Origin of the sequence: Streptomyces sp. NPDC085937 (assembly GCF_044540535.1) — a bacterium.
Taxonomy (GTDB): Bacteria; Actinomycetota; Actinomycetes; order Streptomycetales; family Streptomycetaceae; genus Streptomyces.
Genome location: NZ_JBITSH010000019.1, coordinates 45,510 through 58,621, shown reverse-complemented (window position 1 = coordinate 58,621; position 13,112 = coordinate 45,510). Strand labels below are relative to the sequence as shown.

At 71.7% G+C, this 13,112-nt stretch carries 9 protein-coding genes; 2 read left to right on the top strand and 7 right to left on the bottom strand.

Annotation, left to right across the window (positions count from 1 at the left end; all coding sequences use genetic code 11):
• The first annotated feature begins 21 nt into the window (after positions 1 to 21).
• Positions 22 to 876 (top strand): methyltransferase domain-containing protein, encoded by an 855-nt coding sequence (locus ACIF8S_RS30040; protein ID WP_400003308.1) that lies wholly within the window; start codon positions 22 to 24, stop codon positions 874 to 876.
• Positions 877 to 965: 89 nt separating this feature from the next.
• Here ACIF8S_RS30040 and ffh read toward each other — a convergent pair whose 3' ends face one another.
• The 5 genes from ffh to ACIF8S_RS30015 all read right to left on the bottom strand — a co-directional run bounded on the left by ffh (position 966) and on the right by ACIF8S_RS30015 (position 8,719).
• Positions 966 to 2,516 (bottom strand): signal recognition particle protein, encoded by a 1,551-nt coding sequence (ffh, locus tag ACIF8S_RS30035; RefSeq protein ID WP_349791879.1) that lies wholly within the window; start codon positions 2,514 to 2,516, stop codon positions 966 to 968.
• 159 nt (positions 2,517 to 2,675) lie between these two features.
• Positions 2,676 to 5,171, bottom strand: a complete 2,496-nt coding sequence (locus ACIF8S_RS30030) for a [protein-PII] uridylyltransferase (RefSeq protein WP_400003306.1) — start codon at positions 5,169 to 5,171, stop codon at positions 2,676 to 2,678.
• A 29-nt stretch (positions 5,172 to 5,200) separates the two neighbouring features.
• Entirely contained in the window at positions 5,201 to 5,539 is a 339-nt protein-coding gene (locus tag ACIF8S_RS30025) for a P-II family nitrogen regulator (protein WP_024887951.1), read from the bottom strand.
• Positions 5,536 to 6,876: an ammonium transporter gene (locus ACIF8S_RS30020; RefSeq protein ID WP_400003304.1), complete on the bottom strand. Its 1,341-nt coding sequence runs from the start codon at positions 6,874 to 6,876 to the stop codon at positions 5,536 to 5,538. Before ACIF8S_RS30020 ends, ACIF8S_RS30025 begins: the two co-directional genes overlap by 4 nt.
• A gap of 346 nt (positions 6,877 to 7,222) precedes the next feature.
• A complete protein-coding gene (locus tag ACIF8S_RS30015; RefSeq protein ID WP_400003302.1) occupies positions 7,223 to 8,719 on the bottom strand; it encodes a hypothetical protein in 1,497 nt (498 codons plus the stop codon).
• 447 nt (positions 8,720 to 9,166) lie between these two features.
• Here ACIF8S_RS30015 and ACIF8S_RS30010 point away from each other — a divergent pair, with 447 nt between their 5' ends.
• A complete protein-coding gene (locus ACIF8S_RS30010; RefSeq protein WP_400003301.1) occupies positions 9,167 to 9,832 on the top strand; it encodes a bifunctional DNA primase/polymerase in 666 nt (221 codons plus the stop codon).
• A 92-nt stretch (positions 9,833 to 9,924) separates the two neighbouring features.
• Here the strand turns inward: ACIF8S_RS30010 and ftsY are convergent, their stop codons facing one another.
• Positions 9,925 to 11,127, bottom strand: a complete 1,203-nt coding sequence (gene ftsY, locus ACIF8S_RS30005; protein WP_400003387.1) for a signal recognition particle-docking protein FtsY — start codon at positions 11,125 to 11,127, stop codon at positions 9,925 to 9,927.
• A 406-nt stretch (positions 11,128 to 11,533) separates the two neighbouring features.
• Entirely contained in the window at positions 11,534 to 12,952 is a 1,419-nt protein-coding gene (locus ACIF8S_RS30000; RefSeq protein ID WP_400003299.1) for a sugar porter family MFS transporter, read from the bottom strand.
• Positions 12,953 to 13,112 lie beyond the last annotated feature (160 nt).

Genomic DNA, 13,112 nt, shown 5'->3' with positions numbered 1-13,112 from the left:
GGCTGATTGGGGCGCTTACCTATGACACCTACGCTCGTGCGGCAGCACCCGTCTCGCACGGGGCCCGCCCCGCGCGTCGACCTGCGGGCACGCGCGCGTGACTGGTCCGAGATACAGGAGCGGATGCTCGTACCGCTGTACGAAGCGGTGTACGAGCGACTGGACGTGGGCCCCTCGACCCGGCTGCTCGGCCTCGGCTGCGGCTCCGGACTGGCCCTGCTGATGGCGGCCTCGCGCGGCGCCACGATCACCGGTGTCGACACCTCGTCCGACCGGCTGGCCCTGGCCCGCGAACGGCTGCTGCCGGACGAGCGGGACCCGCACGCGGGCGCGGACACCCGGATCGTGCGGGGCTCGCCCGCCGAGGCCGCCCCCGCCGGCGTACCGCGGTACACCGTGGTGACCGCCTTCGAGCCGATCGGCTGCCTGGCGGGCGACGCGGAGGGACTGGGCGACCTGCTCGCCGAGGCAGTGCCGCTCGCCGGGCGCGGGGCGGCCGTGGTGCTGGCCGGCTGGGGCCCGCCCGAGCGGTGCGCCACGGCGGCCGTGCTGCGGGTGGCCGCCAAGCTGGCGGAACCGCTGCGCGGCGCGGATGCCTGGCGCCCCACCGAACGGGACGACCTGGAGCGGGTCGCCGAGCGGGCCGGACTGCGGCCCGACGGCTCGGGGCGGGTGGCCTGCCCCTTCGGCTACGCCGACCCGGACAGCGCCGTACGGGGCCTGAAGTCGACGGGCCTGTTCGACCCGGCGATCAGCGCCACCGACCAGGTGCAGGTGGACAAGGAGCTGGCCGAGGCGCTGCACCCGTACCGGCGCCCGGACGGCACGGTGTGGATGCCGAACGTGTTCCGGTACCTCGTCGCGCGCGTCCCCTGACGGGCGCGGGTCCGCCGCACACACGCACGACGCCGCTGGGGCGCCCCCTCCTCGGAGGGGGCGCCCCAGCGGCGTCACCGGTACGGGCCTCAGCCCATGAACTTCTTGAACTCGTCCGGAAGCTCGAAGTCCTTGCCGCCCTGCTGCGGCAGCCCGAAGGCGTTGCCGCCCTCGGCCGCCGCGGCCCGGCGCGCGGCCTCCTCCTGCTCCTGCTGCTTGCGCTTCATCGGGTTGCCCGAGCGCTGCTTGCCCTTGGCCTGCTTCTGCTTCTTCTTCGTACGGCCGGGGCCGCCGCCCATGCCCGGCATCCCGGGCATCCCCGGCATGCCGCCGCCCTGGGCCATGCGGGACATCATCTTGCGCGCCTCGAAGAACCGCTCGACGAGGTTCTTCACCGCGCTGACCTCGACACCGGAACCCTTGGCGATACGGGCGCGGCGCGAGCCGTTGATGACCGTCGGGTCCTGGCGCTCGCCGGGCGTCATCGACTTGATGATCGCGGCGGTGCGGTCGACGTCCCGCTCGTCCAGGTTGTTGATCTGGTCCTTGATCTGGCCCATGCCCGGCAGCATGCCGAGCAGCTTGGAGATGGAGCCCATCTTGCGGACCTGCTCCATCTGGGCCAGGAAGTCGTCCAGGGTGAAGTCCTGGCCCTTCTTGGACGCCAGCTTGGAGGCCATCTTCTCGGCCTCTTCCTGGCTGAACGTCTTCTCAGCCTGCTCGATCAGGGTGAGCAGGTCACCCATGTCGAGGATGCGGGAGGCCATGCGGTCCGGGTGGAAGGCGTCGAAGTCGTCGAGCTTCTCACCGTTGGACGCGAACATGATCGGCTTGCCGGTGACCTGCCGGATCGACAGGGCGGCACCACCGCGGGCGTCACCGTCGAGCTTGGAGAGCACCACGCCGTCGAAGCCGACGCCGTCGCGGAAGGCCTCGGCCGTGTTGACCGCGTCCTGACCGATCATCGCGTCGACGACGAAGAGGATCTCGTCGGGCGAGACCGCGTCCCGGATGTCCGCGGCCTGCTGCATCAGCTCCTGGTCGATGCCCAGGCGGCCGGCGGTGTCCACGATCACGATGTCGTGGACCTTGGACCGCGCGAAGTCGATGGAGTCCTTGGCGACCTTGACCGGGTCGCCGACGCCGTTGCCCGGCTCGGGCGCGTAGACGGCGACGCCCGCGCGCTCGGCGACCACGCTCAGCTGGTTGACGGCGTTGGGGCGCTGGAGGTCGGCGGCGACCAGCAGCGGGGAGTGGCCCTGCTCCTTCAGCCAGTGGCCGAGCTTGCCCGCGAGGGTGGTCTTACCGGCACCCTGCAGACCCGCGAGCATGATCACGGTCGGTGGCTGCTTGGCGAACCGCAGACGGCGGGTCTCGCCGCCGAGGATCTGGATCAGCTCGTCGTTGACGATCTTGATGATCTGCTGGGCCGGGTTGAGCGCCTTGGAGACCTCGGCGCCCAGGGCCCTTTCCTTGACGTTCTTGATGAACGACCGGACGACCGGCAGGGCCACGTCGGCCTCGAGGAGGGCGATGCGGATCTCACGCGCCGTGGCGTCGATGTCCGCCTCGGACAACCTGCCTTTGCCGCGGAGGTTTTTGAAAGTCGCGCTGAGGCGGTCGGAGAGGGTATCGAACACGGTGGCGTCGGTCCTCGAGGTCGGGGGCGGACTGGGCTGCCCTCCAGGGTATCCGGCCCCGCGAGCAAAACGCCCCCGCCCGCCGCGGGGCGGTGGGCGGGGGCGGACGTCCGTGCCGGAGGACGGCCCCGCGCGTGCCCGCGGGGCCCGCCCGCGCGGTCACGCCCGCAGCGTCTCCTCCAGTGTGCGGGCCGCCGCCACGGCCTCCTCGCCCGGCAGCGGCAGGCCCTCCGGTCCGGTGACGTAGAAGGCGTCGACCGCGTTGGCGCCCAGAGTGCTCGCGTGGGCGCTGCGCACCCGCACGCCCGCGTCCTCCAGGGCCCGCCCGATGCGGAACAGCAGCCCCGGTGCGTCCTGCGCGCGGACCTCGATCACCGTGGCGTGCCGGGAGGCGGCCGGGGCGACGGTCACGCGCGGGGGCGGGGCGACCACCCCGCGGCGTCTCGGGTACGCGGCGTCCCGCTCGGCCAGACGGCCGGAGATGTCGAGGCTGCCGTCGAGGGCGCGGACCAGGTCGGCGCGGAGCCGGGCGGCCTGGGGCAGCGAGCCGTACTCGGCGGCGACCCGCCAGTCCAGCAGCAGCACGGAACCGTCGACGCCGTCCGGGAGGTCCAGCGCCCGCAGCTCGGCGGTGCGCACGGTCAGCCGGTGCATGGCCAGCACGCCGGCCACCGCGGGCAGCACGCCCGACTGGTCGGGGACGGCCATGATCAGCTCGACGCCCAGCGGTTCGGGGTCCGCCGGGGGCTCGGCGGGCGGTTCGGTCTGCGCCCGCAGCGACAGGACGGGGGCGCCCGTGGCGACGGCTTCGAGGGCGAGCCGCTCGTGCTGCGCGGTGGGCGCTGCCGCCTCGGGGTCGGGCGGGGCCTGGCCCGCGAGCACGGCGGAGACCCGTTTGACGAGGTCGGCGACGAGGGAGGCACGCCAGGAGGACCAGGCGGCCGGTCCGGTGGCGAGGGCGTCCGCCTCGGTGAGGGCGTGCAGCAGTTCGAGGGTGCCCTGGGAGCCGACGGCCTCGGCGACGGCCCGCACGGTGGCGGGGTCGTCGAGGTCGCGCCGGGTGGCGGTCTCCACGAGCAGCAGGTGGTGGCGTACGAGCGTGGCGATCACGGTGACGTCGTCCGCGTCGAAGCCGATGCGGGCGGCCACGTCCCGGGCGATGACCTCGCCGGCCACCGAGTGGTCGCCGGGCCAGCCCTTGCCGATGTCGTGCAGCAGGGCGGCGATGAGCAGCAGGTCGGGGCGGCTGACCCGGCGGGTGAACGCGGAGGCGCGCACGGCGGTCTCGATGAGGTGCCGGTCGACGGTCCACAGGTGCACGGCGTTGCGCTGCGGGCGGCAGCGCACCCGGTCCCAGTCGGGCAGCAGCAGGCTGATCAGGCCCTCGGCCTCCAGCGCCTCCCAGACCTCGACGGTGGGGCGGCCGGAGCCCAGCAGCGTGAGGAGCTGCTGGCGGGCCTCGGCGGGCCAGGGCGAGGGGAGGGCGCGGGCGCCGGCGGCCATGCGGCGTACGGCGTGCAGGTTGAGGGGGAGGCCGGCCTGGGCGGCGGCGGCCGCGGCGCGGAGCGGGAGCACGGGGTCGCGGTCGGGGCGCGCGGCGCGGGCGAGCACCACCTCGCCGTCCTGTTCCACGACCCCTTCGGCGAGCGGGGACCGCTCGGGAGCGGGCTTGCCTCCGCCGAGCGCCCTCCCGTCGCCCGCCACCGCCCTTCTGATGAAGTCGCTTCGCTCCCTTGCCAATTTGCGCAGCCGGGGCCGCACGGAGCGGGAGCGCAGGACGCGGCCGACCTCGCGCCAGGTGACGTCGCCCGCGTAGGCGATGACCCGGGCGGCCTCGTAGACCTGGCGCAGCAGGGCGTCGGCGTCGAGCAGGCCGAGTTCGGCGGCGACCTGGTCCTGTTCCTGGAGGGCGAGCCGGTCGGTGGCGCGTCCGGTGCTCAGGTGCAGGGCGTCCCGTACGTCGAGGAGGCGGCCGCGGGCCTCGGCGAGTCCCTCGCGGGGGGCGTCGGCGAGCCAGGAGGCGGCCACCGCGCGCAGGGCGGTGGCGTCGCGCAGTCCGCCGCGGGCCTCCTTGAGGTCGGGTTCGAGGAGGTACTGCAGTTCGCCCTGGCGTTCGGCTCGTTCCTCGCACAGCTCCCGCAGGGCGGGCAGCCGCTTGGGGGCCTGGTTGCGCCAGTCGGCGAGCACGGTGGTGCGCAGGGCGGTGGTGAGACCGAGGTCGCCCGCGACGTGCCGGGCGTCCAGCAGGCCGAGCTGGACCTTGAGGTCCTCACCGGCGGTCCTGCGGGCCTCGGCCGGGGTGCGGACGGAGTGGTCGAGGGCGAGGCCGAGGTCCCAGACCGGGTACCAGAGGCGGTCGGCGAGCTTCGAGACGGTCTCGGGGTCGCTGCCGTCGTGCAGCAGCAGCAGGTCGAGGTCGCTGCGCGGGGAGAGCTCCGCGCGTCCGTAGCCGCCGACGGCGACCAGGGAGATCCCGCGTGCTCCGGGGGCGCCGGCCGCGAAGAGTCCGGCGAGCCATTCGTCGGTGAGGCCGGCGAGGCCGGAACGGCGCGGCGGCCCGGACCGCGCCTTCTCGGTGAGAAGGCGCAGCCGGGCCGCCGCGTAGCCGTCGGGTCCCGAGTCCTCTGCCTGGTCGTGCGTGTCCGTACTCGTCACCCGGCGACTCCTGTTCCGTGGGGCTGCTGTCAGAGGGCGTCCGGGCCGCGTTCGCCGGTCCGCACCCGTACGGCGGTCTCGACGGGGATCATCCAGACCTTGCCGTCGCCGATCTTGCCGGTGCGGGCCGCCTTGACCACGACGTCGACGAGCTGTTCGGCGTCGTCGTCCTCGACCAGGACCTCGATGCGGACCTTGGGCACCAGGTCGACGGTGTACTCGGCACCGCGGTAGACCTCGGTGTGGCCGCGCTGGCGGCCGTAGCCGCTGGCCTCGGTGACGGTCAGACCGTGCACGCCGAAGGCCTGCAGGGCTTCCTTGATCTCGTCGAGCCGGTGCGGCTTCACGACGGCGGTGATGAGCTTCATGCGTCCACCTTCTTGCTCTCGGCCGGGGCGACGGGGGTGCTGGCCGGCGTGCGGGCCGCGCCGCCGCCGGCGCCGCTGAAGTCGTATGCGGTCTCGGCGTGCTCGGCCTGGTCGATGCCGGCGACCTCGTCGTCCTCGGAGACTCGCATACCGAGGGTCTTGTGGATCAGGAGGGCCAGGACCGCGGAGGCGATCAGGGAGTAGGCGAGGACACCGAAGACACCGGCGCACTGCTTCCAGAACTGGTCGAGGCCGCCGCCGTAGAAGAGGCCCTCGACGTCGGACTGGCCCTTGCCGGTGGCGAGGAAGCCGATGAGCAGGGAGCCGATGACGCCGCCGACGAGGTGGACGCCGACGACGTCGAGGGAGTCGTCGTAGCCGAACTTGTACTTGAGGCCGACCGCCATGGCGCACAGGACACCGGCGATGAGGCCGATCGCGATGGCGCCGAGCGGGGAGACCGCGCCGCCGGCCGGGGTGATGGCGACCAGGCCGGAGACGGCGCCGGAGGCGGCACCCAGCGTGGTGAACGCGCCGTGGCGGATCTTCTCGTAGGCGAGCCAGCCGACGACCGCGGCACCGGTGGCGACCTGGGTGTTGACGAACATCAGCGCGCCGATACCGTCGTCGTTGCCCAGCCAGGAGCCGGCGTTGAATCCGAACCAGCCGAACCACAGCAGACCGGCGCCGAGCATGACCAGCGGGAGGCTGTGCGGACGCATCGGGTCCTTCTTGAATCCGATGCGCTTGCCGATGACGAGGATGACACCGAGGGCGGCCGCACCGGCGTTGATGTGGACCGCGGTACCGCCGGCGAAGTCGATGACGCCGAGGTCGAACGCCCAGCCGCCCTCGCCCCACACCCAGTGCGCGACCGGGAAGTAGACGACGGTGACCCACAGGGTGATGAACAGGGCCCAGGCGCTGAACTTCACGCGGTCCGCGAGCGCGCCGCTGATCAGGGCGGGCGTGAGGATCGCGAACATCAGCTGGAAGGCGGCGAAGACGAACAGCGGGATGGTGGTGCTGCCCCACAGTTCCGTCAGGCCGATGTTGCTCAGGCCCACCCAGTCGGAGTTCCAGCCGATGAGGCTGCCCTTGTCGTCGCCGAACGCGACGGAGAATCCGTAGAGCACCCAGAGGATGGTGACGATGCCCAGGCTGATGAAGCTCATCATCAGCATGTTCAGCGTGCTCTTGACCCGGACCATGCCTCCGTAGAAGAAGGCCAGACCGGGCGTCATGAGCATGACCAGGGCGGAACAGATGAGCATGAACCCTGTGTTGGCGGCGGACAGCGTGGGCGCGTCTGCTGCCAGGGTGATGGCTTGTGCCATCGGCGTCTCCTCGTCGTTGGTACGGCCCCGTGCGGGCGAAGCCTTGAGCGGATTGAGGGGTGGGCCGGTTATGCGCCATGAGATTGGCGCAGCGCCGTTTCGGTGGAAGCCCCTCGTTGTTTCGCCGCCGTGACGAAGGCACCCGACGTGTTACGGGTCGATGAACTGCCGGATCCGGGGCGCGCCGATCGTTATCGTGACGCAACCTTCGGTGTACGGCCGTGAGCCGTGGCCGGGGAGACACACGACCGGCCGCGGTCGGCCTTCCGAATGACTGGCATGGGGGAGCCGAGTCGGGCAGTTCGGGAGGGCCGGCCGCGGCCGGGGTCCAGGGGTGCTCCTGTGGTCAGACCGCTTCGGCGGTCTCCGGCAGCTCGATCGCGAGCCGCTCGGTGAGTTCGACGACGTCGGCGAGGTCCCCGAAGTCGCGTACGGCGGTGTCGACGGTCTTTCGGATACGAGTGTTGACGCGCTCGGAACGGACCTTCTTGGCGGCCTTGATGGCGTCGGTGGCCAGAACCGTGCTCTGCTCGGGCTCGCGCTGGAGCAGGTGGACGGTGGCCATGCCGATGAGGTTGAGGGCGTAGGAACGCTGGTGCTCGCCGCCCTCCTGGCCGAAGAGTTCCACGGCCCGCTTCATCAGCGGCTCGGCGAGCGAGGCGTAGGTGGGGCTGCGGCCCGCGACGTAGGCGAGGTCGCGGAAGGAGTGGCTGTTCTCCGCGTACAGCTCGGCCTCGGAGAAGAAGCGGATCCAGTCCGGGTCGGGCTCGTCCCACTCGTCGGCCTCGGCGAAGGTGTCCTCGGCCATGCGGACGGCGCGCTTGCAGCGGCCGGGCTGCCCCATGTTGGCGTAGGCGCGGGCCTCCATCGCATACAGCATCGACTGGATGCGGGGGCTCGCGCAGTCCCGGCTGCCGTACTGCGCGAGGTGGATGAGCTCCAGGGCGTCCTCGGGGCGGCCCAGGTGGATCATCTGCCGGCTCATGTTGGACAGCACGTAGGAGCCGAGCGGCCGGTCCCCGGCCTCCTTGGCGGCGTGCAGGGCGAGCACGAAGTACTTCTGCGCGGTCGGCTGCAGCCCCACGTCGTACGACATCCAGCCCGCGAGCTCGGCCAGTTCGGCGGCGACCTTGAACAGCCGCTTGGTGGCGGCCTCCGGCTGGGGCTCCTGGAGGAGGTCGGTGACCTCGTGGAGCTGTCCGACGACGGCTTTGCGGCGCAGTCCGCCGCCGCACTGGGCGTCCCACTGCCGGAACATCACGGTGGTGGTCTCCAGCAGGTCCAGCTCCGGCTTGGACAGCCGGCCGCGGGCGCGCGCCGAGGAGGGCGCGACGTCCGGCTCGGGCCTGGGGAGCGGGCTGGACGGGGAGGGGACGAGCCAGCGCTGCATGGGCTCGATGAGGGACGGACCCGCGGAGAGGGCCAGCGAGCTCCCGAGGAAGCCGCGCCGCGCCAGCATCAGGTCGCTGCGCGAGAACTCGCTGAGCAGGGCCACGGTCTGCGGGCCCGTCCAGGGAAGGTCGACGCCGGTCGCGGAGGGTGCCGGGCGAGTGGTGCGCAGGCCCAGGTCCTCCACGGAGACGACGACGCCGAAGCGCTCGGAGAACAGCTCCGACAGAATTCTGGGGATCGGCTCGCGCGGGTTCTCCCCGTCCAGCCAGCGGCGCACGCGGGAGGTGTCGGTGGAGATGTGGTTGGCGCCCAACTGCCGGGCTCTGCGGTTGACTTGGCGGGCGAGCTCCCCTTTGGACCAGCCGCTGCGGACGAACCACGAGGCGAGCATCTCGTTCGGACGCTTCTCCGCACCCGCAGCACTCGTCCCGCCACCGCCGTTGCCGCTCACTGGAACGCCCCCATCCCTGAAGACCACTTGTCGCTGAGTGCGCCAAGCCTTATCAGAATGCCGGTCTTTGGAGCCGCCCGTCCGGCGGTTGCCACCCTTCGAACGGAAAGCCGAGTTGCCTCCGGCATACCCACGAGTGCATGTGCCCCATCCAAGCCGTGCACACACAGTAACCCTATGATCACCGGCCTCACCATGGCGGAACCGTAATCGCCACCATTCGCCACCCCTTCGAATGAACGCACCGTCGCCGACCCGCGATTGACTTGACACAGGACAGACAAGAGTGGATGCGGCGATGCACTCGGGGGCGCGCAGCACCCCTCGCACCACCCCGGGCGCACCAAAGCACTGGTTGGCGCGTGGCGCACCGGGAAGCCGGAAACAGAGAGTCACAGTCTGCGTCCGCTACGTAACCACCGGTACGTCGGACCCGTTGGAGGGGGCATGGGCTTCACGATCGGTATCAGTCGGGGCATCCGTGACATCCGGTCCGGCTCGCGGCGCCGCGGCCGCTCCTCGGACGGCACGGTCGTCGCGGAGTACACCGGGCTCTGGGGCTGGGACGTGGTGCCGGGCGTCCGCGCCGTCGCCGGGTCCTGCTCCTGCGGCCGCGGCACCTGCCGGACGCCGGGCGCCCACCCCCTGGACCTGGCGCCGGTGATCCGCGCGGGCGCGCCGCTGGACGAGGTGACCGCGCGGTGGTCCGAGTTCCCGGGCGCCTCGCTGATGCTGCCGGTCGGGCGGGCGTTCGACGTGATCGAGGTGGCCGAGCCCGCCGGGCGCCACGCCCTGGCCCGGCTGGAGCGCATGGGCCTGCCGGTCGGACCGGTCGCCGCCACCCCGGACGGGCGCGCCCAGTTCTTCGTCGCCCCGGGCGCCGCGGCGGCCCTGCCCGATCTGCTCTACCGCTTGGGCTGGGACGATCCGGCCTCGCTCGACCTGCGCGGCCTCGGACGCGGTACGCACATCACGGCACCGCCCTCGGACCGCGGCGGCCTCGGACCGGTGCGGTGGCTGCGCTCCCCCGCCCTGGACTCCGCTTCCCGGCCGCCCGAGGCCCGGCTGCTGCTCGGCACCCTGGCGTACGTGGCGCACCGGTCGGGCATGTAGCCCCTCCCCACACGGCTCCGACACGGCGAAACGCCCGTCCCCCGGCGATCCGGGGGCGGGCGCTTTCGCGTTCCGTGGTCGGGCGCGGGGTGTCACTCCCCGAGGAGCGCGTCCACGAAGGCTCCCGGCTCGAACGGCGCGAGGTCGTCCGCGCCCTCGCCGAGCCCGATCAGCTTGACCGGCACGCCCAGCTCGCGCTGGACGGCGATGACGATGCCGCCCTTGGCCGTGCCGTCGAGTTTGGTGAGCACGATGCCTGTGATGTCGACGACCTCGGCGAAGACCCGGGCCTGCACCAGACCGTTCTGGCCGGTGGTGGCGTCGAGCACCAGCAGCACCTCGTCCAGCGGGGCCTGCTTCTCCACGACCCGCTTGACCTTGCCGAGCTCGTCCATGAGGCCCGTCTTGGTGTGCAGCCGGCCGGCGGTGTCGATGAGCACCGCGTCGGCGTCCATCTCCTTGCCCTCCTTGACCGCGTCGAACGCGACGGAGGCCGGGTCGCCGCCCTCGGGGCCGCGCACGATGTGGGCGCCCACCCGCTCGCCCCAGGTCTGCAGCTGGTCGGCGGCGGCGGCACGGAAGGTGTCGGCGGCGCCCAGGACGACGGTGTTGCCGTCGGCGACCAGGACCCGGGCGAGCTTGCCGGTGGTGGTGGTCTTGCCGGTGCCGTTGACACCGACCACCATCACGACGCCGGGGCCGCCGGCCTCGGTCTCGGTGTGCACGGTGCGGTCCATCTGCGGACCGACCAGGGTGACGAGCTCCTCGCGGAGCAGCCCGCGCAGTTCCTCGGGGGTGCGGGTGCCCAGCACCTTGACCCGCTCGCGCAGCCGGTCGACCAGCTCCTGGGTGGGCTGGACGCCGACGTCGGCGGTGAGCAGGGTGTCCTCGATCTCCTCCCAGGTGTCCTCGTCCAGGTGCTCGCGGGACAGCAGGGTGAGCAGACCCTTGCCCAGGGCGTTCTGGGAGCGGGAGAGACGGGCCCGCAGCCGGACCAGCCGGCCCGCGGTGGGCTCCGGGATCTCGATCTCGGGAGCCTCGGCGGCGGGCGGTTCCTCGATGACGACGGGACCGGCGCCCGCCGGAAGATCAACCTCCTCGATGGTGCGCCGCGGTTCCTCCCGCGGCGTCTCGGCCTCTTCGCCGACGTGCGGCTCGGCCGGCGGGGCGGTGATGTCGGGCGCTGCGGGCGGCGGCGGGGGCAGCGGCTTCTTGCGCCGGCTCCCGACGATCAGCCCGCCGAGCGTGCCGAGCACGACCACGGCGATGACTACAGCAAGGATGACGATGTCCATAACGCGTCCAGTATCAGCCATGCGCCCCCCACCACCCCCGCACCCGACGCGCGCCCCTCACGACACAAGACCCCGCGAGCCCGCCAGGGCGCGAGAAGCCACGCGCCCGTCAGGGACGCGGGGAACCACGCACCCAGCCACAACGGCCGGCACACGGTCCACTCCGGTACCCCGCCCCCTAGGGACGCGGGGAACCACGCACCCAGCCACAACGGCCGGCACGCGATCCACTCAGCAGCAACCACCCCTCCAGGGGCGCGGGGAACTGCGCGACCAACCCCCACCCACCCGCACGGACCCACGGACACACCACCGCCCCAGCTCGGACAGACCCGAGCCAGGGCAGCAGGTGAACCTCACACGAGGGCGACGCCGGCGGCAAGCCCCCAAGGGGGGACGAGGGGCGTCAGCCCATCTCCTCCAACCGCTTCCCCTTCGTCTCCTTCACGAACTTCAACACGAACGGAATGGAGAGCGCCGCGAACACCGTGTAGATCACGTAGGTGACGGACAGGTTCCAGTCCGCCAGCGACGGGAAGCTCGCGGTGATGGCCCAGTTGGCGATCCACTGCGCGGCCGCGGCGACACCGAGGGCGGCGGCGCGGATCCGGTTCGGGAACATCTCGCCGAGCATGACCCACACGACCACACCCCACGACAGGGCGAAGAAGAGGACGAAGACGTGGGCGGCGATCAGGGCCACCCAGCCCTGCGTGGCGGGCAGCTGACCGTCGACGAGGTCCGAGGAGAACGCCCAGGCCTCCAGCGCCAGACCGATCACCATGCCGACCGAGCCGATGATGGCGAGCGGCCGGCGGCCGATGCGGTCGACGAAGATCATCGCGATCACCGTGCCGACGATGTTGATGATCGACGTGGTGAACGAGTAGAAGAACGAGTCCGACGGGTCGACGCCCACCGACTGCCACAGCGTGGCCGAGTAGTAGAAGGCGACGTTGATGCCGACGAACTGCTGGAACACCGACAGGCCGATGCCGACCCAGACGATCGGCTTGAAGAAGAAGCTGCCGCCGAGCAGGTCCTTGAAGCTGGACTTCTCCTCGCGGTGCATGCCGGTCTCGATCTCGGTGACGCGGGCGTCGAGATCGATCTCGCTGCCCTCGACCTCGGTGAGGATCTGCTTGGCGCGCTCGTGCTTGCCGACGGAGATCAGGTAGCGCGGGGACTCGGGGATGGCGAAGGACAGCAGGCCGTAGAGGACCGCGGGGATCACCATGACGCCGAGCATGACCTGCCAGGCCTCCAGGCCCATCAGCTCACCGCGCTGGTCCCCGTCGGCCGCGTTCAGGATGCCCCAGTTGACGAGCTGGGATACGGCGATGCCGACGACGATCGCGGCCTGCTGGAAGGAGCCGAGGCGGCCGCGGTAGGCGGGCGGGGCGACCTCGGCGATGTAGGCCGGGCCGATGACGGAGGCCATGCCGATGGCGAAGCCGCCGACGACCCGCCAGAAGGCGAGGTCCCACAGCGCGAAGGGCAGCGCGGAGCCGACGGCGCTGACGGTGAACAGGACCGCGGCGATCTGCATGCACCGGATGCGTCCGATGCGGTCGGCTATCCGGCCCGCGGTGGCGGCGCCGATCGCACAGCCGATCAGCGCGATGGCGATGACCTGGGCGAGTGCGGCGGAGCCGATGTCGTAGCGGTCGCGGACGGCCTCGACGGCGCCGTTGATCACGGAGCTGTCGTAGCCGAAGAGGAAGCCGCCCATGGCGGCGGCCGCGGCGATGAAGATGACATGCCCGAGATGTTCGGGGTGAGCCGTCCGGGCTCCTGTCGTTTGTGCCTGCGCGCTGCTGGTCACGTGTACTCCTCGGGCCACCGGCAACGTCGCCGGGTGGGGGTCAGCCCTTCAAGGTTCCAGCCATAGGCACCTGAAGGTAAAAACAACATTGCAGAGACTATGTCTTCAACTATTGAAGTCAAGAGATGCGCAGCTGTGAGATTTGAGACGTATGGAGAGG